The organism is Aminobacter carboxidus (assembly GCF_014863355.1).
In the GTDB taxonomy this organism is placed as follows: Bacteria; Pseudomonadota; Alphaproteobacteria; order Rhizobiales; family Rhizobiaceae; genus Aminobacter; species Aminobacter carboxidus.
The window spans coordinates 1-20,598 of record NZ_JACZEP010000016.1; the positions used below are offsets into that span (position 1 = coordinate 1).

14 protein-coding genes, 1 tRNA gene and 1 riboswitch are annotated in these 20,598 nt (G+C 63.2%); of the genes, 8 read left to right on the plus strand and 7 right to left on the minus strand.

The window, feature by feature from the left end:
• Nucleotides 1-563: 563 nt before the first annotated feature.
• Both IHE39_RS27300 and cpdR read right to left on the minus strand, forming a co-directional pair.
• A tRNA-Val gene (locus IHE39_RS27300) sits at nt 564-638 on the minus strand.
• Between the two features lie 125 nt (nt 639-763).
• Entirely contained in the window at nt 764-1,126 is a 363-nt protein-coding gene (cpdR, locus tag IHE39_RS27305) for a cell cycle two-component system response regulator CpdR (protein ID WP_018429348.1), read from the minus strand.
• 228 nt (nt 1,127-1,354) lie between these two features.
• On the opposite strand from cpdR, the gene IHE39_RS27310 reads away from it, so the two are divergent.
• Together IHE39_RS27310 and hisN are read left to right on the plus strand one after the other, a co-directional pair.
• Nucleotides 1,355-2,245, plus strand: a complete 891-nt coding sequence (locus IHE39_RS27310) for an N-formylglutamate amidohydrolase (RefSeq protein WP_184769609.1) — start codon at nt 1,355-1,357, stop codon at nt 2,243-2,245.
• A 223-nt stretch (nt 2,246-2,468) separates the two neighbouring features.
• Nucleotides 2,469-3,242: a histidinol-phosphatase gene (gene hisN / locus IHE39_RS27315; protein WP_192568706.1), complete on the plus strand. Its 774-nt coding sequence runs from the start codon at nt 2,469-2,471 to the stop codon at nt 3,240-3,242.
• Nucleotides 3,243-3,248: 6 nt separating this feature from the next.
• Here the strand turns inward: hisN and IHE39_RS27320 are convergent, their stop codons facing one another.
• Entirely contained in the window at nt 3,249-4,208 is a 960-nt protein-coding gene (locus IHE39_RS27320; protein WP_192568707.1) for an alpha/beta fold hydrolase, read from the minus strand.
• Between the two features lie 456 nt (nt 4,209-4,664).
• Here IHE39_RS27320 and IHE39_RS27325 point away from each other — a divergent pair, with 456 nt between their 5' ends.
• A complete protein-coding gene (locus IHE39_RS27325) occupies nt 4,665-5,132 on the plus strand; it encodes an Hsp20 family protein (RefSeq protein ID WP_192568708.1) in 468 nt (155 codons plus the stop codon).
• Nucleotides 5,133-5,207: 75 nt separating this feature from the next.
• Here IHE39_RS27325 and IHE39_RS27330 read toward each other — a convergent pair whose 3' ends face one another.
• Complete coding sequence (locus IHE39_RS27330) at nt 5,208-6,257, minus strand: threonine aldolase family protein (protein WP_192568709.1); 1,050 nt, start codon at nt 6,255-6,257, stop codon at nt 5,208-5,210.
• A 498-nt stretch (nt 6,258-6,755) separates the two neighbouring features.
• Here IHE39_RS27330 and gltB point away from each other — a divergent pair, with 498 nt between their 5' ends.
• Together gltB and IHE39_RS27340 are read left to right on the plus strand one after the other, a co-directional pair.
• Nucleotides 6,756-11,486: a glutamate synthase large subunit gene (gene gltB / locus IHE39_RS27335; RefSeq protein ID WP_192568710.1), complete on the plus strand. Its 4,731-nt coding sequence runs from the start codon at nt 6,756-6,758 to the stop codon at nt 11,484-11,486.
• Between the two features lie 116 nt (nt 11,487-11,602).
• The gene (locus tag IHE39_RS27340; RefSeq protein WP_192568711.1) at nt 11,603-13,057 is read left to right on the plus strand and encodes a glutamate synthase subunit beta; all 1,455 of its coding nucleotides are present in this window, start codon (nt 11,603-11,605) and stop codon (nt 13,055-13,057) included.
• A gap of 66 nt (nt 13,058-13,123) precedes the next feature.
• Here IHE39_RS27340 and IHE39_RS27345 read toward each other — a convergent pair whose 3' ends face one another.
• Complete coding sequence (locus IHE39_RS27345; protein ID WP_246485656.1) at nt 13,124-14,365, minus strand: SGNH/GDSL hydrolase family protein; 1,242 nt, start codon at nt 14,363-14,365, stop codon at nt 13,124-13,126.
• A 15-nt stretch (nt 14,366-14,380) separates the two neighbouring features.
• On the minus strand, nt 14,381-15,607 hold the full coding sequence (locus tag IHE39_RS27350; RefSeq protein ID WP_192568712.1) for a lytic murein transglycosylase: 1,227 nt from the start codon (nt 15,605-15,607) through the stop codon (nt 14,381-14,383).
• 246 nt (nt 15,608-15,853) lie between these two features.
• On the opposite strand from IHE39_RS27350, the gene galU reads away from it, so the two are divergent.
• Nucleotides 15,854-16,741: a UTP--glucose-1-phosphate uridylyltransferase GalU gene (gene galU, locus IHE39_RS27355; RefSeq protein ID WP_184769617.1), complete on the plus strand. Its 888-nt coding sequence runs from the start codon at nt 15,854-15,856 to the stop codon at nt 16,739-16,741.
• Nucleotides 16,742-16,803: 62 nt separating this feature from the next.
• Nucleotides 16,804-16,988, plus strand: a riboswitch (cobalamin riboswitch).
• Between the two features lie 47 nt (nt 16,989-17,035).
• Entirely contained in the window at nt 17,036-17,770 is a 735-nt protein-coding gene (gene bluB / locus IHE39_RS27360; protein WP_192568713.1) for a 5,6-dimethylbenzimidazole synthase, read from the plus strand.
• Here the strand turns inward: bluB and IHE39_RS27365 are convergent.
• A complete protein-coding gene (locus IHE39_RS27365; protein WP_343070136.1) occupies nt 17,767-19,335 on the minus strand; it encodes an outer membrane beta-barrel protein in 1,569 nt (522 codons plus the stop codon). The genes bluB and IHE39_RS27365 overlap by 4 nt on opposite strands.
• A 263-nt stretch (nt 19,336-19,598) precedes the next feature.
• Here IHE39_RS27365 and IHE39_RS27370 point away from each other — a divergent pair, with 263 nt between their 5' ends.
• Nucleotides 19,599-20,597, plus strand: a complete 999-nt coding sequence (locus IHE39_RS27370; protein WP_192568715.1) for a KpsF/GutQ family sugar-phosphate isomerase — start codon at nt 19,599-19,601, stop codon at nt 20,595-20,597.
• Nucleotide 20,598 lies beyond the last annotated feature (1 nt).

Here is a 20,598-nt window from a genome sequence, read left to right on the forward strand (position 1 = left end):
CCACACGGGGCGATCGGGCATAAGGTCCCGATCTCGTTGCTCAATCCCGATGGCGCAGCCAGCCCGCCATCGTGAAAACGTCGGGAAACTCTACCTTCCGGCGGTCCAAAGAATGGTATCGGAGCACATCAACCAAGGACTCTCCCCAAAACCGGAGGGAACTTGGGGCTCAGGTCACAGATTGGTTCGCGAAGGAAGACGTTGAGCGTAATTGTTTCTGGCTCTGCCCCTCGCTTCCGGGAGGCAACCTCGTCTCTGTATCGTTTGACCAATTGGCCTAGAGACATCGCGTCCAGGATTTTGGTGCTGATGGGGAGCTCGTTACGATCTGCCTTCACTTCCCAATGCCTGGCCCATTCACAAGCATCGGATTTGTTCAGGAACGTACGAGAGATAGCAGGAAACCCTTGGCGGCGCATTTGCACCTGCCACTTGGTTCCACGTTTCCGAATTGCAGCCATGGATATCGATCCGCTGTGACGTGAGTGTGACAGCAGCCGATTCAGTCAGTTCTCAACGAAGCGCGTCGATGGATTTTCTTCTGCGATATCAGGGAGTTCGGATGGTGGGCGTGACAGGGATTGAACCTGTGACCCCTGCAATGTCAATGCAGTGCTCTCCCGCTGAGCTACACGCCCATCCGATGGGGGCGGATACACCATTTTTGATCCGGCGCGTCAATAGCGTGTTTGGCGGAAAAATGCGCCGGATCATCAATTCCCTTGGCGGCGCCATGAATTCCCTTGGCGACGCTAGGTAACGCCTATGCGGCGTGGAGCATCTTCTCGACCTCGTTGACGAGATCGCGCAGATGGAAGGGCTTCGACAGCACTTTTGCGTCGCGCGGTGCCTTCGAATCAGGGTTGAGCGCGACTGCCGCAAAGCCGGTGATGAACATCACCTTGAGGTCGGGGTCGATCTCGGTGGCGCGGCGCGCCAGTTCGATGCCATCCATCTCCGGCATGACGATGTCGGTCAGGAGCAGCGAAAAAGGTTCCTCGCGCAGCCGCTCGTAAGCGCTCGCGCCATTGTCGAAGTCGCTGACCTGGTAGCCGGCGCGTTCCAGCGCCTTGACCAGGAAGCGACGCATATCGTCGTCGTCTTCTGCCAGAAGAATGCGTGCCATAAGTATCCCGTCCGAATCAGCGGTCGAAGCCGCCCCCCAGCAGGGGCTTCGTTAACCATCTTGTATATGAGTCCGCGACGGTAAACATCAAGTGAATGCCGTGTCAGCAGAGTGACGCAAAGGTACGATAACGGCAGACTTTCCACCGCCCGCACGGCTGGACAGCGACGGCGGCAGGTGGCACTTTCGATGGATGAGTGAGTGCATTTCGCAGGTCCATCAGCAAAGATGACGCCAGCCGAAGATTTCTCGGAGCTGCCGCCGTTCGAAGTCCGGACGAGTGCCGAGCAGCGTGTGCCGTTCGTATTCAATTCGCCACATAGCGGACGCTGCTATCCCGACCGGTTCCTGGCCATGTCCCGGCTCGATGCCATGGCCATCAGGCGCTCGGAGGACTGCTACGTCGACGAGCTGTTCGGCGCGGCGGTTGCCCTTGGCGCGCCGATGCTGACCGCCCATTTTCCGCGTGCCTATCTCGACGTGAACCGTGAGCCGTGGGAACTCGATCCGCGGATGTTCGCCGAGCCGGTGCCGCCCTTTGCCAATGTCCGCTCGGCGCGTGTCGCCGGAGGGCTTGGCACGGTGCCGAAGCTGGTGGGCGAGGGGCTGGACATCTATCCCGGCCGGCTGCCGCTGGCCGAAGCGGTCGGGCGGATCGAATGTGTCTACAAGCCCTATCACGAGACGCTGAAGCGGCTGGTCACGCGGACTCATGCCCGGTTTGGCTATGCGGTACTGGTCGACTGCCATTCGATGCCGGCATCGGTCCGCCTCGGCGATAACGGCGTGCGGCCCGATTTCATCATTGGCGACCGCTTCGGCACCTCTGCTGCATCTGCTCTGTCGGAGCGGGCGATCGGGCTGCTGGCTGCCATGGGGTATGCTGTGGCGCACAATAAACCCTATGCCGGCGGCTTCATCACCGAGCATTATGGCCGCCCGGCGCGCAAGCTTCATGCGCTGCAGATCGAGATCAATCGCGGGCTCTACATGGACGAACGCACGTTCAAGAAATCGGCGGGCTTTTATGCGCTTGCTGACGATCTGGCCCGGTTTTCCGCGGATCTGATGGCGATTCCGGACTATTGTTTCCTCGACCTGCCGATGGCTGCGGAGTAGGCGTGCGGATGCAGGCGGCTAAAAAAAGACCGCTCCGGAGAGCGGTCGAAGTCTAGGGAGGAAACGCCCAAGGAGGGCATGGACAGGAGAACTGTCCGAGGTCAAGATTATTGTGCGCTGCACAAAAGTCAAGGCGCCTTTGGGCTTTTTAATTCACGGTGATGTGGTTATTGCCGAGCGGGGTGGTGGCGTGTCATCCACGCCACAGTTGGAGATGGGGTTAATGATGGTCGACGCCGATTTCATGCGACGGATAGCCAGTGCCGCGGCCGCCGAGACGCTGCCGAGGTTCCGGCGTCTCGCGGCGGTGGAAAACAAGCTTGCCAGCGGCTTCGATCCGGTAACCGAGGCCGACCAGGAGGCCGAGCGTGCCATCCGCGCGCTGATCAATACCGAATTTCCCGATCACGGCATCCTTGGCGAGGAGCATGGCAGCGAAAACCTCGGCAACAGCCATGTCTGGGTCATCGACCCGATCGATGGAACCCGCGCATTCATTTCCGGCCTGCCGGTCTGGGGCACGCTGGTGGGGCTCACCATCAATGGTGACGCGGTCGCCGGCCTGATGTCGCAGCCCTTCACCGGCGAGCTGTTTTATGCCGACGGCAACGGTTCGCACTATGAAGGTCCCGGCGGACCACGCAAGCTTGCCGTGCGCAAGACGACGGCGCTTGCCAATGCGACGATGTTCACCACCACGCCGAGCCTGTTCAAGGGTGAGATGCGCAAGCGCTACGACCATCTGGAAACCCAGGTCCAGCTCGCGCGCTATGGCACTGACTGTTACGCCTTTGCCATGATTGCGGCGGGCCAGGTCGACATCGTCGTCGATCCCGGGCTCAAGCCCTATGACATCGTTGCGCTGATCCCCATCATCGAGCAGGCCGGCGGCATCGTCACAACCTTCGAAGGCGGTTCTGCGGAAAATGGCGGCGACATCATCGCGGCGGCAACGCCTGAACTGCACGCTGCCGCATTGAAGGTCCTGATGGGCTGAGCCGCGCTATTCGACCGCTGCGGGCGTTCCCGGCACGAAAGCGCTGAAGGCCGCGAGCAACTGCTCGCGGTAGATGTCGACTTCCTGCAGGATCTCGTGGCGGGCGCCGTCAATGGTCAGCTGCGAAGCAACGCGGCAACGGTGGACATATTGCTCGACGTCGCGGGTCGACACCACCTGGTCGGCGCCGGCCGTGACGACCAGCATCGGCACCTTGAGCGATGCCATGAAGGCGGGGTCGCGTATGGCTTCCGATGCTGAGGCCGCTGCCCGCAGCCAGGCGATCGTCGGTCCGCCGACAGACAACTCGGGATAGGTCTCGTAGAGCAGCATGTTGCGGCGATAGCGGCGTTCGTCGCTGGTAAGCTTGTTGACGGCGAAGGGCGTTCCTTCGCGCGGCCTGGGGCCCCAAGCTGCATAGAGGCCGCCGAGGCCGAGCCAGCACATCAGGGTGGTGAGACGCCTGATCGCCGTCATCGACAGCGGGGCGCCGACCACCGACATGAACGGCGCCACCAGCACCATGCGCTGGACTCGATTGATCATGGCGGGGGCGGCAAGCAGCGCGATCAGCGCACCGCTCGAGTGGGCAAGAATGAAGAACGGACCACGGCAGTCGGGCAAAACGATCTGCTCGAAGAAGGCTTCGAGATCCCTGACATAGTGGTCGAAACTCTTGACGTGGCCGCGATGGCGATCGCGCAGCAGCCGCTCGGAAGCGCCCTGGCCGCGCCAGTCGAAGGTCGCAACCGCATGACCGCGCACCGACAGGTCGCGAATGGTCTCGAAATACTTTTCGATGCACTCGTTGCGGCCCGGCAGCAGAATCACCGTGCCCTTGAACGGGTGCGAGGTCGCGGGAAACAGCCCATAGCGCAGCTGCTTGCCGTCATGCGCGGCGAAGTGGCCGGCGCTTGCCCGCTCCGGAACCGGATTGCCGGGGATTTCGTGGAACAGGTCCGTCATCAGGCGCTTCGGCTGGGCACTCTGTGCCGTGGGATCTGGCGATGCCAAGGTGATAGAAAGCCGCATCGAGAAAATCAAAGGAAATTCGTGCGAAGCCCAAACGAATGAGGCCGAAGGCAGCTTGCGGGTTGCCTTCGGCCTCTGTCGTTCCGGGAGGAAGGGACGTTGCAACCCGGTCCGGCTTCGTCGGCGGCATTCTGTGGTGCCGCCTGTTCGTTGACTTGGGTGCACTTTAGGCGGGGCGACCTGAACGGATACCGAAGGGGCGGTTCATCTTCGGTTCATCCTGGCGGCCATCAAAAAAGCTGTGGCGACGATGTCTTGAAATGGCTTTGGGCGGCCCCCAAATGTCTTCTGCGGCGCCCAATATCGGGGCCGCTGACCACCGCCGGGACGCCAGAATGGGTTTCGGCACAGGTCATACGCAAACCTTGTTGCTCACTGGAGAACACCCCAATGCGTCACGTTGATTTTTCCTCGCTCCACCGCTCGACCGTCGGCTTTGACCGGCTGTTCAACATGCTTGATGGCCTTGGCCAGCCTGACGGCACCACCACCTATCCGCCCTACAACATCGAGCGTACCGGCGAAGACGCCTACCGCATCAGCATGGCGGTCGCTGGCTTCTCGGAAACCGAGATTTCGATCGAAGCCCATCGCAATGTACTGACGGTCAAGGGCGAGCGCGCCAACGAGGCCGCCGGCGAAGGTTCGGAACTGCTCTATCGCGGCATCGCCTCGCGTGCCTTCGAGCGCCGTTTCCAGCTCGCCGATCATGTCGAAGTCGTAGGCGCCAATCTCAAGAACGGCCTGCTTCACATCGATCTCAAGCGCAACATTCCCGAAGAGCACAAGCCTCGCAAGATCGAGATTTCTGCTGCTCCGTCGAGTGCCAAGCAGATCGAGGCCAACACGGTCAACTAAGACTGCTCCTCCCAAGCAGCAAAGGCGGCGCCACTGGCGCCGCCTTTTTGTTGTCCGGTGCTATCCGAAGCCAGCTTAACGCAGCAGATCGCTGAACCGGCCGATGTCGTCAGATGTCGTGGCGAAGCTGGTGACGAAGCGATAGAGCGCCTCGTCGTCGCCGATCTGGCCAGCCAGCGATGTCGGGGTCGGCCAGGTGTAGAAGGCGGCGCCGGCGGCTTGCGCCTTTTCGGCGACATCCTTCCTGATGATGGCGAAGACTTCGTTGGCCTCGGGCTGCCAGCCGAGGCGCGCCACGGACGAGCTTTCGATCGCCTGGGCCAGCCTGGCCGACATCGCATTGGCGTGACGTGCCGTCTCCAGCCACAGGCCGCCGTCGAAATAGGCGTCGAATTGCGCCGAGATGAAGCGCGCCTTGGAAAAAAGCTGGGCCGAACGCTTGCGCAGGAAGGCCATTTCCCTGGCGCGGTCGAGGTCGAACATGACGATCGCCTCGGCGCACCAGCAGCCGTTCTTGGTGCCGCCGAAGGAGACGATGTCGACGCCGTGCTTCCAGGTCATCTCGGCCGGCGAGACGTCGAGCGACACGAGCGCATTGGCAAAACGCGCGCCATCCATGTGCAGCGGCAGGCCATGGCGTCTTGCAACCGCCGAAATCGTCGAGATATCGTCGAGGCCATAGATGGTCCCGACCTCGGTCGCCTGGGTGATGGAGATTGCCGCCGGGCGGCCGCCATGCACGTTCTCCGAGGCGTAGCGGCCGATGGCGCGCTCGAGATTGCCGATGTTCATGCGCCCGAGCGGGCCATCGACCGGGGAAAGCCGCGAGCCATGTGAAAAATATTCCGGCGCGCCGCACTCGTCTTCGAGGATGTGCGCCTCGCGGTGCGCGAAGGAAATGCCGCCCGGCTTGCCATAGGCGGCAAGCGACAGCGAGTTCGCCGCCGTGCCGGTGGCGACGAAGAACACGGCCACGTCGCGCTCGAAGATCTCGGAGAATTTTGCATAGACCGCTCTGTCGAGCTCGCCGTCGCCATAGGCGCGGCTGAAGCCCGCAGCGTTGGCGTGCAGACGCTCGGAGACTTTGGGGTGAGCGCCGGCCCAGTTGTCTGATGCGAAGAACATTTCGTCCGTCCGTAATATGGCTGCGGTGACTGTGTGGCAGGGTAGGCGCGAGCTAGAACGGATTTGTCGATCTTCGGCAAGTGCGGGGCCGGGAAATCGATTGAGGCAGCGACAGCGTCGATTTGACCGGTTGTTCAAAAATTGCGTCGGACAGAGGTCCGGCGTAATTTTCGGTCTTTGCAGAGGCGGAAAATTCGTGAATCGGTCTTGTGCGTATTCAAGAATTCTGTCATACAAAATTTAGGACAGCAGTGCTGTCTTATTTATCTGCCCAAAGCGAACCGGATTTGGCGTATGATGACGCCGCGTCCGGCTTCCGCCGCGAGCTAGGGTCAGGGGAGAGGCCGGAGCAATCCGTTCACGTCTGTCCCGACTGCGGTTTAGTGCCGGCGAACGGCACTGCGCCGCTGCATATCGAGCATATCTGAAGGTGAATGGATCGGCATATTGCCGTCCCAAAGCAAATTGCCCGGATCGGGCGGGAATGGAGACAGGACGATGACGGAGTTGACGCCATCTGTGACGACGGATTTTGCACCGGCCGCGCAGACGAAAGCGGCCAACAATAAAACCGATCATCTCCGAACCCCCACCGGCTATGCAGCGCATGGCCTTTACGATCCGCGCAACGAACATGACGCCTGCGGCGTCGGCTTCATCGCCCAGATGAAGGGCATCAAGTCGCACCAGATCGTCAAGGACGGGCTGTTCATGCTCGAAAACCTGACGCATCGCGGTGCCGTCGGTGCTGATCCGCTGATGGGCGACGGCGCGGGCGTTTTGGTGCAGATCCCCGACACATTCTTCCGCGAGGAGATGGCCAGGCAGGACATCGAGCTGCCGCCGGTCGGACAGTACGGCGTCGGCCACTGGTTCATGCCGCAGGATCCGGAGCTGCGCCAGCATGTCGACGACATCATCCGCGAATCGGCGCAGTCCGAGGGCTTGCCGCTGATCGGCTTCCGCGACGTGCCGGTCGACAACGCCTCGCTGTCGAAGGCGCCCGACATTGCCGCCTCCGAGCCGTTCCACCGCCAGGTGTTCGTCGGCCGCCCCGCCGAGATCGACGATGACGAGGAATACGAGGCCCGGCTTTATCTGCTGCGCAAGGTCATCTCCGGCCGCATCTATGCCGAGCACAACAACAAGGACATTGGCGCCTATTGCGTGTCGCTGTCGGCGCGCACCATTGTCTATAAGGGCATGTTCCTGGCCTTCCAGGTCGGCGCCTATTACAAGGACCTTTCCGATCCGCGCTTCGAGACGGCGCTGATCCTGGTCCACCAGCGCTTCTCGACCAACACGTTCCCGTCGTGGAAGCTGGCGCATCCGTATCGCATGGTCGCCCACAACGGCGAGATCAACACGGTGCGCGGCAACAACAACTGGATGGCGGCGCGCCAGGCCTCTGTCGACTCCGAGCTGTTCGGCAACAACATCTCCAAGCTCTGGCCGATCTCTTATGAGGGCCAGTCGGATACGGCGTGCTTCGACAACGCACTCGAGTTCCTGTTCCAGGGTGGCTACACGCTGGCGCATGCCATGATGATGCTGATCCCGGAAGCCTGGGCCGGCAACAAGTCGATGGATGCCGACCGCAAGGCCTTTTACGAATACCACGCAGCGCTGATGGAGCCGTGGGACGGCCCGGCTGCGGTGTGCTTCACCGACGGCCGACAGATCGGCGCCACGCTCGACCGCAACGGCCTGCGTCCCGCCCGCTACATGGTCACCGACGACGACCGGGTCATCCTGGCGTCCGAGGCCGGCGTTTTGCCTGTCGACGAGAAGAGCATCATCAAGAAGTGGCGCCTGCAGCCCGGCAAGATGCTGCTGATCGACCTGGTCAAGGGCCGCATCATCTCGGACGAGGAAATCAAGTCCGAGATCGCGACCAAGCACCCCTACAAGAAGTGGCTGTCCAACACCCAGTTGATCCTCGAGGAGCTGAAGCCGGTCGAGCCGCGCGCGCTGCGCAAGGACGTCTCGCTGCTCGATCGCCAGCAGGCCTTCGGCTACACCCAGGAAGACACCAAGCTCCTGATGTCGCCGATGGCGACGACGGGCCAGGAAGCAGTCGGCTCGATGGGCACGGATACGCCGATCTCGGCGATGTCGGACAAGTCAAAGCTGCTCTACACCTACTTCAAGCAGAACTTCGCCCAGGTCACCAACCCGCCGATCGACCCGATCCGCGAGGAGCTGGTGATGAGCCTGGTGTCGTTCATCGGCCCGCGCCCGAACATCCTCGACCTCGTCGGCACCTCGCGCCGCAAGCGTCTGGAAGTGCGCCAGCCGATCCTCACCAATGCCGACCTGGAGAAGATCCGCTCCATCGGCCACACCGAGGAGAGCTTCGACACCAAGACAATCGACGTCACCTATGCGGCCACTGAAGGTGCAGCTGGCATGCAGGGTGCCATCGAGCGCCTGTGCGAGCGCGCCGAGGCTGCGGTCGCCGGCCGCTACAACATCATCATCCTGTCCGATCGGCAGCTTGGCCCGGACCGCATCGCCATCCCGTCGCTGCTGGCGACGGCCGCCGTGCACCATCACCTTGTCCGCAAGGGCCTGCGCACCTCGGTCGGCCTTGTGGTCGAATCGGGCGAGCCGCGCGAAGTGCACCATTTCTGCTGCCTCGCCGGTTACGGCGCCGAGGCGATCAATCCGTATCTGGCCTTCGACACGCTGACCGACATGCACAAGCGGGGCGAGTTTCCGCCTGAAGTGGACGGCTCGGAAGTCGTCGGCCGCTTCATCAAGTCGATCGGCAAGGGCATCCTCAAGGTCATGTCCAAGATGGGCATCTCGACCTACCAGTCCTATTGCGGCGCCCAGATCTTCGACGCCATCGGCCTGAAGACCGACTTCGTCGAGAAGTACTTCACCGGTACCGCGACCAACATCGAAGGCGTCGGACTGGACGAGGTGGCGAGCGAAACCGTCAGCCGTCACGAATCGGCATTCGGCGAAGACCCGGTGCTGCGCACGGCACTCGAAGTCGGTGGCGAGTACATGTACCGGATGCGCGGCGAAGCCCATATGTGGACGCCGGATGCGGTTGCCTCGCTGCAGCACGCCGTTCGTTCGGGCTCGTGGTCGACCTTCAAGGAGTTCTCGGCCCAGATCGACAGCGAAACGGCGCGTGCCCAGTCCATTCGTGGCCTGTTCCACGTCAAGCTGGCCGGGGAGAACGGCCGCAAGAAGGTCGCGGTCGACGACGTCATGCCCGCCGCCGAGATCGTCAAGCGTTTCTCGACGGGTGCCATGTCGTTCGGCTCGATCAGCCGCGAGGCGCACACCACGCTTGCGGTTGCCATGAACCGGATCGGCGGCAAGTCGAACACCGGCGAGGGCGGCGAGGAGCCGGATCGTTACCTGCCGCTGCCAGGCGGTGGCGCGAACCCCGAGCGTTCGGCGATCAAGCAGGTGGCCTCAGGCCGCTTCGGCGTGACGACGGAGTATCTCGTCAACTCCGACATGATGCAGATCAAGGTCGCCCAGGGTGCCAAGCCCGGCGAGGGCGGCCAGCTGCCCGGCCACAAGGTCGACGCGACGATCGCCAAGACCCGGCATTCGACCCAGGGCGTCGGCCTGATTTCGCCGCCGCCGCACCATGATATCTATTCGATCGAAGATCTGGCGCAGCTGATCTACGACCTGAAGAACGTCAACCCGACGGCCGACGTGTCGGTCAAGCTGGTGTCGGAAGTGGGTGTCGGCACGGTCGCGGCGGGTGTCGCCAAGGCGCGCGCCGACCACATCACGATCTCGGGCTATGACGGCGGCACCGGTGCGTCGCCGCTGACCTCGCTCAAGCATGCCGGCAGCCCGTGGGAAATGGGTCTTGCCGAGACGCACCAGACGCTGGTGCTGAACGGCCTGCGTTCGCGTGTCGCGCTGCAGGTGGACGGCGGTCTCAGGACCGGCCGCGACGTCGTCATCGGCGCGCTTCTGGGCGCCGACGAGTTCGGCTTCTCGACCGCGCCGCTGATCGCGGCGGGCTGCATCATGATGCGCAAGTGCCATCTCAACACCTGCCCGGTTGGCGTCGCCACCCAGGACCCGGTGCTGCGCAAGCGCTTCAAGGGCACGCCCGAGCACGTCATCAACTACTTCTTCTATGTCGCCGAAGAGGTGCGCGAGCTGCTGGCCGAAATGGGCTACACCCATCTCGACCAGATCATCGGCGACGCCGACCTTCTGGAAAAGCGCGAACTGATCAACCACTGGAAGTCGCGCGGTCTCGATTTCTCCAAGGTGTTCTACAAGCCCGATGCACCGCGTGAAGCGATGCACTGGACCGAGCGCCAGAAGCATCCGATCGACGACGTTCTCGACCGCAAGCTGATCGCCGAGGCCAAGGTTGCGCTCGAAACGCGCCAGCCGGTAAAGATCGAGACGACGATCCGCAACGTCGACCGTTCCACCGGTGCGATGCTGTCGGGCGAGGTCGCCAAGCGCTTCAGGCACAAGGGCCTGCGCGAGGACACCATTTCGGTGAAGCTGACCGGTACTGCCGGACAGTCCTTCGGTGCCTTTTTGGCACGCGGCATCTCGTTCGAGCTGGTCGGCGACGGCAACGACTATGTCGGCAAGGGCCTGTCGGGCGGCCGCATCGTCATCCGCCCGTCGGATGACGCCAGGATCGTCGCCGAGGACTCGATCATCGTCGGCAACACCGTGCTCTACGGCGCGACCGAGGGCGAATGCTACTTCCGCGGCGTCGCCGGCGAGCGTTTCGCCGTCCGTAATTCGGGCGCCGTCACTGTCGTTGAAGGGGTGGGCGACCACGGCTGCGAGTACATGACGGGCGGTGTGGTGGTGGTCATCGGCAAAACCGGCCGCAACTTCGCGGCAGGTATGTCGGGCGGCGTCGCCTATGTGCTCGACGAGGAAGGTGATTTCGCCGAGCGCTGCAACATGGCGATGGTCGAGCTCGAGCCGGTCCCCGAAGAAGACGACATGCTGGAGAAGCTGCACCATCACGGTGGCGACATCGCCCACAAGGGCCGCGTCGACGTGTCGGGCGACATGACCCGCCACGACGAGGAGCGCCTGGTTCAGCTGATCTCGAACCACATGCACTACACCGGTTCGACCCGTGCCAAGCAGATTCTGGACGACTGGGCGAGCTACCGACCCAAATTCCGCAAGGTTATGCCGGTGGAGTACCGCCGCGCGTTGATCGAGATGGAGCGCATGAGGATGGGCGTCGCGGCGGAGTAGCCGCGACCGTTCTTCCGGCGGCGCCCGAACCGGGCGCACGCCATCGCATGCTTCATTTGAAGTGGTGGAATTCTACGCCCGCGCCGAGTTGCTGGGCATGACCGACGAGAGTTACGATGGGCAAGGTTACAGGTTTTCTTGAAATCGACAGGCAGGTGCACAAGTACCAGCCAGCTTCCGACCGCATCCGGCATTTCCGCGAATTCACGCTGCCGATGTCGAACAAGGAAGTCGAAAAGCAGGCCGCGCGCTGCATGGATTGCGGCATCCCGTTCTGCCACGGCCCGACCGGCTGTCCGGTGCACAACCAGATTCCGGACTGGAACGATCTCGTCTACAATGGCGATTGGGACAATGCGATCCGCAACCTGCATTCGACCAACAACTTCCCCGAATTCACCGGCCGCATCTGCCCCGCACCATGCGAGGAAGCCTGCACGTTGAATCTCGAGGACATTCCGGTCGCCATCAAGACCGTCGAGCAGGCGATCGCCGACAAGGCCTATGAGACCGGCTTCATCAGGCCGTATCCGCCGGAGAAGAAGACCGGCAAGAAGGTTGCTGTCATCGGCTCCGGCCCTGCCGGCATGGCAGCGGCGCAGCAGCTCGGCCGCGCCGGCCACGACGTGCATGTCTATGAGCGCGAAAGCCGCCCAGGCGGGCTGCTGCGCTTCGGCATCCCCGACTTCAAGATGGAAAAGCACTATATCGACCGCCGCATCGAGCAGATGACGGGCGAGGGCGTGACCTTCCATTGCGGCGTCAATGTCGGCGTCGACAGGCCGGTCACCGAGCTTCTGGCCGAACATGATGCGGTGCTCTATTGCGGCGGCTCCGAGACGCCGCGTCCAGCGGGAATTCCGGGCGACGACCTGGAAGGCGTGCATGACGCGATGCCTTACCTGGTCCAGCAGAACAAGCGTGTCGGCGGCGAGGACATCCAGTCGGTGGCCTGGCAGTCGGAACCGATCGTTGCCGGTGGTCTGCATGTCGTGGTCGTGGGTGGCGGCGACACCGCTTCCGACTGCGTCGGCACCGCTTTCCGCCAGGGAGCCGTGCGCGTCACCCAGCTCGACATCCGGCCGCAGCCGCCGGAGCGGGAAAACAAGCTCGCCGTGTGGCCCTATTGGGCGACCAAGATGCGCACCTCGTCCTCGCAGGCCGAAGGCGCGCAGCGCGAGTTCCAGGTGGCGACGCTGGAGTTCATCGGCGAAGAGGGCCAGCTGACCGGCGTGAAGTGCTGCGAAGTCGATGACAAGCGCAAGCCGATCCCCGGCACCGAGTTCGTCATCCGTGCCGATCTCGCTTTCATTGCCATCGGTTTTGCCGGCCCGCTCGCCGACGGCATGGTCAAGGAACTCGACGGCAAGCTCGAGATCACGACCGACAGCCGCCGTTCGACCAATGTTGCGGCCAACGATCGCGACTACAAGACCACCGTCGACAAGCTCTATGTCGCCGGCGACGTGCGCCGCGGCCAGTCTCTAGTGGTCTGGGCGATCCGCGAAGGCCGCCAGGCCGCGCATTCGATCGACACCGACCTGATGGGGGCGAGCGTCCTGCCGCGTTGAGCGCCGGCTTATCGCCAAAAACGAAAAGGCGCCGCGAGGCGCCTTTTCGTTTTTTGGCCGATGGAGCTAGCGCCTGATGATGGCGGTCGTCGTTTCGGTGGCCTGGGCCGCAGGCACGGGCTTCGGCGGCCAGGAGAAATCGTCGATGCGCCCTGCAGGCGCTTTGGGCGCGATCCCTTGCACGGCAAGCTTTTCGCCGGGTGAACGTGGGTCGGTCTTGGCGGCCGTCTGCCCGCCGAGAAGCTCGGTGCCGCCATCGAGCTCAGGATCCGAGAGCGAAACCGGCACCGTGCGGTCGATGTTCACAGGCACGTTGAGCTCGCCCGGCGTCGCCTGCGGCAAGCTTGCCGGCACAACCGTCTCGGTGCCTTGCGGGGTGATGCCGAGCAGCTTGTTCAGTGGCTTTTCGGCAAAGAAGGCGAGCTTGCGCTTGCCGGCGCGGGTGACGTTGATGCCGTCGTCGGAACGTAGCCGTACCGGCTGGCCGTTGATGTCGGGGCCGCTGGTGACGAAGGCGCCGGCCTCGTCGACAAAGCCGTCCCAGACATCGACGAACTCGCTTCCGGCGGCTTCGGTGGCCGCACGGTAGATGTCGTTGAAGGCGAGCATGTCGGTGTTCATCTTCGACGACTTGAAGGCGGGCATGCCAACCCACAGGAAGGGAACCTTGGTCTCGGCGATGGCCTTGGCCAGCTTCTCCGCGCGCCCCGCATATTCCCTGGTCCAGGCCGTGCTCATCGGCGGCTCGCGGTTGTCGGCGACCCGCATCTGCTGGCGGTCGTTGGAGCCCATCATGATGATGACGGCGGCCGGCTTTTCCTGTTCGATCAGCGCCTTGGCCTTCTCGGGCCAGTTGTAATAGTCCTCGCGGACGAGACCCGACGAGCCGTTGGTCTTGTCGAGGACCCGGATCTTGGCGTTCTCGGCGAAGACCGTGCCGAGGCCTTCGGCAATGCCGCCGCCGAGGAAGTCGCCGATGACCAGGACGACGCGCGCGTCCGGCAGCTTTTCAACCACCGGCACGGCGGGATCGGCTGCCCTGCCGACATTGCCGGCGGAAACCTTGGGCTTGCGCGGCGTCTTGCGGATCTTCTTGCGCGGCTGCGGCTCGTCCAGGATGAAGGGATCGACGCGCGGTTCGCGGCGCGGCATGAACAGGTCGCGCAGCGACCATTTGCGCAAGATGCCTTCCTGCGCCACGGCCGGTGTTGGCATCGCCAACGAAATGGCGGTCACGGCGACCGCCACCACAACCAGTGGCGTCGTCAGCCGCAACAGCGAAAACCGTGGACGACGCGTCAATGCCAATACAGCCTCCGGTTGTTAGTTGCGCCGCAGGAACTTCAGCACTTCCATGCTCGGATGACCGTCCGGCGTCAAGCCCAGCTGTGCCTGGAATGCCTTGATTGCCGAGCGCGAACCCTCGCCGATCTTGCCGTCGTTCTTGCCGTCATAATAGCCATGCGCCGACAGCCGCTTCTGCAACTCCTGCTTTTCCTCGAAGCTGAGCTTGGTGAACGGCCGTTTCCAGTCCTGCACAAGGCCACCGTAGCCGGCGATCTCGTCGGCAAGAAGACCGACGGCAAGCGCGTACTTGTCGGCATTGTTGTAGCGCTTGATGACCGAAAAGTTCTTGGTCATCAGGAAGGCAGGTCCGCCGCGGCCGTCCGGCACCTTGAGCGTGGCGACGTCGGAACCGCGCTTGAAGGCCTTGCCATTGGCGCGTTCGATGCCCAGCGATGCCCATTTGTCGAGCGTCAGCGATCCCGTGGGGAACTTCTGGCCCTGGGGCAACACCACCTCGTAGCCCCAGGTCTTGCCTGCCTGCCAGCCGTTCTTCTTCAAAAGATTGGCAGCGGTGGCGAGCGCGTCGGGTATGGAGTTCCAGATGTCGCGCTTGCCATTGCCGTCGGCGTCGACGGCATAGGCCTGGTAGCTGGTCGGGATGAACTGGGTGTGGCCCATGGCACCGGCCCAGGAGCCGACGAGATGGCTTTCGTCGATGTCGCCACGCTGCAGGATCTTGAGGGCTGCGATCAGCTGGGTACGGGCAAATTTCGCCCGGCGCTGGTCGCCATAGGCGAGCGTTGCCAGCGAGCGCACGACATTGCGCATCACCTTGTCGTTCTTGAGAATCTCGCCGTAGTTCGATTCCATCGACCAGATGGCGAGCAGGATGTAGCGGTCGACGCCGAACTTGGCCTCGATGCGGTCGAGCCAGGGCTTCCACTTGCGCGCCATTTCGCGGCCGACCGTGATCGACTGGTCGTGGACGCGGTTGTCGAAATAATCCCAGACGGGCGCGGTGAATTCGGGCTGGAAGCGGGCCTTTTCAAGCACTTCGGGGTCGGCGGAAGTTACGCCGCGAAAGGCACGGTCGTAGGTCGAACCGGAAATCCCGTTGTCTGCGGCGACCGAGCGGAAGCTCGACACCCAGCGCTGGAAGCCGGCTTCGGCAGCCGCCGGGCCAGCCGGCAGCATCAATACCAGCGACAGGCCGGCGATTGCAGCGGCGCTTGCGAGGCCTTTGGCGGTCTTGCGAAGGGGCATTCTTTCCTCCTTGGAGAGATCAGAAAATCGATTCATCGCCGATGCCGGTTATCAATCAGTTTACCATAGACCCCTTGGGGAACGAAAAGCGGGTTGAAGGATTGTCCACCTAGCTGTTCGGACAATCAAGATCGCGTGATCAATGGTCTTGCCCGCTGTCGCCGAATATGTGAACGCATTCAGTATTCATCAATTCGGGCGTGGCAAAGTCTGCGGCCGATACATCCCTCCATCGGACGACCAGCAATGAAAAGAGTTCGCAAGGCAGTTTTTCCGGTCGCGGGCCTCGGCACGCGTTTTCTGCCTGCCACCAAGTCTATCCCGAAGGAAATGCTGACGGTCGTCGATCGCCCTGTCATCCAGTACGTGGTCGATGAGGCGCGCGAAGCGGGCATCGAGCATTTCATCTTCGTCACCGGTCGCAACAAGGCGGTCATCGAAGACCATTTCGACGTCCAGTTCGAGCTCTATGACACGCTCGCCCAGCGCGGCAAGACCGAGCAGTTGGAGCGCCTGCAGCGGCTGCAGCCGGGACCGGGGCAGACCTCGTTCACGCGCCAGCAGGTGCCGCTCGGGCTTGGCCATGCGGTGTGGTGCGCGCGTGAGCTGGTCGGCGACGAGCCGTTTGCGCTGCTTTTGCCCGACATGATCATGCAGTCGGAAAAGAGCTGCATGCGCGAGATGGTCGAGCTCTATGCCGAGACCGGCAACAACATCATCGCCGTCCAGGAATGCGATCCGGCCGAGGCGCACAAATACGGCATCGTCGGCAAGGGCAAGTCCGTCCACACTGGCTTCGCCATCGAAGGCATGGTGGAAAAGCCGAAGCAGGGCACGGCACCGTCGAACCTGTTCATCAACGGCCGCTATATCCTGCAGCCGGAGATCTTCGATATCCTGGCAAACCAGGAGCGTGGTGCCGGCGACGAAATCCAGCTCACCGACGCGATGCTCAAGCTTGAAAAGATGCAGTCCTTTTACGGTTACCACTATCGCGGCCGTACCTTCGACTGCGGCTCGCCGGAAGGTTTCGTCGAGGCCAATGTCGCCTTTGCCCTATCGCGCTCCGATCTCAGCAAGAGCATGGCCAGCGTCATCGAAGGCCTTCTCGGCGAGATGAAATCGGGCAAGTAGCTCGATGTCGCCCGTGCGTCGGGATTGGACGCACGGTGCGATGGCTTTCGGCTGCCACTGCCGCTAGAAATATCCTGCCAGGTGCCCGCAGCGATGCGGGAGAATCGGGAACACGGTGCAAATCCGTGGCGTGCCCAACGCTGTAAGAGGGACCGTATCGGCAAAAGCCACTGTTCATGTCGAACGGGAAGGCGCCGACGACGGGTTGAACTCGAGCCAGAAGACCGGCCCGGCAGACATCGACCTCCGCATGGTCAGGCGGAGGCAACCGATATGCTCGCCAGGGGACATGCGATGCTTGCTGACCAGATCAATGCCATTTCAGGCTGTTTCGACCTTGCCGCCCAGGATGCCGTCTACCGCGCCATCTTCACGCGCCGCGACGTGCGCAGTCATTTCCTGCCCGATCCGGTCGGCGACGACGTGCTGGCGCGGCTTTTGCTCGCGGCCCATCACGCGCCGTCGGTCGGCTTCATGCAGCCATGGAACTTCATCGTCATCCGAGACCGCGACCGACGAGAGCGGGTCCGCGACCTGTTCTTCGCCGCGCGTGAGCAGGAACTGCCTGAGATCGCCGAGGAGCGGCGGGAGCTTTACCGCAAGCTCAAGCTCGAAGGCATCTGCGAAAGCCCGCTCAATCTGGTTGTCACCTGCGACCGCAGCCGTTCGGAAAGCTCCCCACTCGGGCGATGGCACAATCCTGAGATGGACCTGTTCAGTACCGTCTGCGCGGTGCAGAATTTCTGGCTCGCCGCACGGGCCGAAGGCGTGGGTGTCGGCTGGGTCAGCATCCTCGAGCGCGACGCGCTGAAGCAGTTGCTCGGCATTCCTGATCACGTCGTGCCGGTGGCCTATCTCTGCGTCGGCCATGTCAGCGAGTTCGCGGAAAAGCCGGATCTGGAGCGGCATGGCTGGGCCCGCCGGCTGCCGCTTGCCGATCTGATCATGAGCGAGGTGTATTCGGGGCAGGGGGAGGCGGCCTTGAAGGTGGCCGCATCCGGTATCAGCGGCTTGCCTGCAACAGGTTAGCGCTGGATTTTCAGCCCGACAAACACGCTGTTGGTCTTGGCATCGCGGTTGGACAGGGTGCTGTCGAAGGTCTCGTGGCGCAGCTTGCCGGTGAGGCCGGCATAGCGGTTCAGCCACCAGGTCAGGCCTGCTTCGGCACTCAGCCTGAGTTCGTGGTCGTTGGAACTGGCATAGTCGCGATAGCCGACGCCGCCGGCCAGGAAGGCGGTCAGGTTGGAACGGATCTGCCGCTCGACGCTGAGGCGGCCGTTGTAAAGCACCGAGCCGCTGTCGCCGGCGGTGGTCGATCCTTCGACCAGGGTTTCGCCGGTCAGGCCGACGATCGTGCCGCGCATCGGCGACCATTTGAGGTCGGCGGCAATCGTTGCGGCGGAAACCGTCTTCAGCCGGTCGTCGTCGAAGTCCTCCGAGATCCAGCCGGCCGAGATTTCGCCGCCGAACTTCTCGCCCAAGTCGATCTCGACACCGGCGCGGGCACCGGTGCGCTTGGATGAGCGCTCGAAACCGGCGGTGTCGAAGCGCAGATCATAGACTCTGCGCCCGAATTCGACCTCGCCGAAAGGCGTGAACGCTGGCGAGACCTCGTAACCGACCCTGACCTTGCCGGTATAGAGTCTGGAGTCGCGGTCCTTTTGCGACAGCGTGGTGCCGTCAGTGAGTTCGGCGTCGCTGTAGCTTTCGTCGACCACTTCGCCGGTGATGCCGAAGCGGAGCTTGCCGACATCCTTTTCGACACCGAGCGCGCCGCTGAGTGTATGCAGGGTCGGCCGTTCGGCGGTGCCGGAGATGACCACGGGCGACGACGTCGATTCCGGGCGCATGCTGTAGCCGAGCCGCGCCAGGGCGCGCAGGTCGTCGGCGAAGTCGAGCTGCAAGCGTCCGTCGATGCCGCCGCTGAGATCCTTGACCTCCTGGCCGGAGATGGATTTGCGGTAGTTGCCGTATGCGTCGATCGTTGCCGAATGGTTTTCCCAGTCGGATGCGGCATTCAGCCTGAGTGTCGTCTCGGACAGGACCGCCGATTTTCCGCCGGAGCTCGAATCGGCGTTCGATGTGGCGGTAATGCCTTGTTCGAGGCTCGGCTTGAGCACGAAGGTGCCGAAGCGGATGCCGGTCGGCTCGAACGGGTCTGCGTCCGGCTGCGGGCGGCGGCCTTCGATGGCGCGCTGGCGCTCGGATTCGGGGCCGTTTTCGATCTCCGTCTCGGAATCGACGGTGCCCTGGCGCACGGTGCCGGTGGTCAGCTCTTCGTCGGTCACCGGCGTGGCCGGTGTCTCGGCGGCCGAGGGCGTGGTGGTGCCGGCCTGCCGCGCGCGTAACTCGCGGGCACGCTGGCGCGCGGTGGTCGGCGGACGGGCGGATGACGAGGAGGAGCCTGTCGCGTTTTCGGCGTTGGGCGGCTCGCTGAACAGATCGGTGGCTTCGGCGTCGGCCTGAGTCGGGATCGCGCCGGGGCTGACCGGTTGGTAGGTCGGTGCCTGGGCCTGTTCCGGCTCGGCGGTGGGGCGCCTTTTGTGGAGCAGCAGGGTGTTGTTGAGGTCGTCTTCGCCAACCGGTCCGCGCAATCCGATTTCCTGCGCATGGAGCGGAGCGCACAGCAGCGTCGCCACGCTTGCTGTCGCCAGCAAGACGCGAAGTGCAGTATTCCGTTTCCGATGCTCCGGCCTGATCTGCGCCATCTTTCCCACTGCTTCGCCGACGCAAGGGCGTCGCACTTACCAACTGGTAAATCGCCATGGTTAACGGAGCGTTTCCTGCACGCCCTCAGACGCCCCGTTTTGGGCGGATAATCATGGACAGCCGCACGCCGACGCGCTAACGCATCGCCATGCACGCTGGATCGCTGAAAAAAGAGCCGGACGGGCAGGCGTCGATCGCCTCCGCGCTCCGCACCGTCACCATCGAGCAGGCCGGTATCGCTGCGCTTGTCGCAGCGCTGGAAGGCCCGCTCGCCGAGCCCTTCGCCAAGGCTGTCTCGATCCTGGGCCAACTCAGCGGTCGGGCGATCATCACCGGCGTCGGCAAGAGTGGACATATCGGCTCCAAGCTTGCGGCCACCTTCGCCTCGACCGGAACGCCCGCCTATTTCGTCCACCCCTCGGAAGCCATCCACGGCGACCTCGGCATGATCACCAAGGAAGATGCGATCGTCGCCCTCTCCTGGTCGGGCGAAACAGCCGAGCTCAAGGGCATCGTTGCCTATTCCCGACGCTTTTCGATTCCGCTGATTGCGCTGACCGCCGGCGATTCTTCGGCGCTGGCGCGCCAGGCCGACGTCGTGCTGTCATTGCCGCGCGCGCCCGAAGCCTGTCCGCACGGTCTTGCGCCAACGACCTCGACGCTGCTCCAGCTTGTCGTCGGCGACGCCTTGGCGGTGGCTCTGCTCGAAGCGCGCGGCTTCACCGCCGATCACTTCCGCACCTTCCATCCCGGCGGCCAACTCGGCGCGAGCCTGATGCCGGTCGGCGACCTGATGCACAAGGGCGACGAAATGCCGATCGTTGCAATCGGCACCAAGATGCCGGAAGCGGTGAAGACGCTGTCCAAGAAGCGTTTCGGCTGCGTCGTTGTCGTCGACGAACAGGGCAGGCTTGCAGGCATCGTCACCGACGGCGACCTGGCGCGCAATCTCGACCGCAATCTCGCCGAGACCAATGTCGAGGACATCATGACCAGGCAGCCCAAGACGGTGCCGCCGCAGATGCTGGCGGGCACGGCGACGGCGATGCTCAACGAACACAACATCAGCGCCATCCCGGTGGTCGAAGGCGACAAGCCTGTCGGCATCATCCACTTCCACGACCTGCTCAGGGTCGGCGCTGCCTGAC

Coding starts and splice junctions, on each gene's coding strand:
- IHE39_RS27330 (WP_192568709.1), bottom strand. CDS start 6,257: ATGTTCTTCGCATCAGACAACTGGGCCGGCGCTCACCCCAAAGTCTCC.
- cpdR (WP_018429348.1), bottom strand. CDS start 1,126: ATGGCACGCATTCTTCTGGCAGAAGACGACGACGATATGCGTCGCTTC.
- IHE39_RS27350 (WP_192568712.1), bottom strand. CDS start 15,607: ATGCCCCTTCGCAAGACCGCCAAAGGCCTCGCAAGCGCCGCTGCAATC.
- IHE39_RS27325 (WP_192568708.1), top strand. CDS start 4,665: ATGCGTCACGTTGATTTTTCCTCGCTCCACCGCTCGACCGTCGGCTTT.
- IHE39_RS27320 (WP_192568707.1), bottom strand. CDS start 4,208: ATGACGGACCTGTTCCACGAAATCCCCGGCAATCCGGTTCCGGAGCGG.
- IHE39_RS27370 (WP_192568715.1), top strand. CDS start 19,599: ATGCACGCTGGATCGCTGAAAAAAGAGCCGGACGGGCAGGCGTCGATC.
- IHE39_RS27310 (WP_184769609.1), top strand. CDS start 1,355: ATGACGCCAGCCGAAGATTTCTCGGAGCTGCCGCCGTTCGAAGTCCGG.
- galU (WP_184769617.1), top strand. CDS start 15,854: ATGAAAAGAGTTCGCAAGGCAGTTTTTCCGGTCGCGGGCCTCGGCACG.
- hisN (WP_192568706.1), top strand. CDS start 2,469: ATGATGGTCGACGCCGATTTCATGCGACGGATAGCCAGTGCCGCGGCC.
- IHE39_RS27340 (WP_192568711.1), top strand. CDS start 11,603: ATGGGCAAGGTTACAGGTTTTCTTGAAATCGACAGGCAGGTGCACAAG.
- bluB (WP_192568713.1), top strand. CDS start 17,036: ATGCTTGCTGACCAGATCAATGCCATTTCAGGCTGTTTCGACCTTGCC.
- gltB (WP_192568710.1), top strand. CDS start 6,756: ATGACGGAGTTGACGCCATCTGTGACGACGGATTTTGCACCGGCCGCG.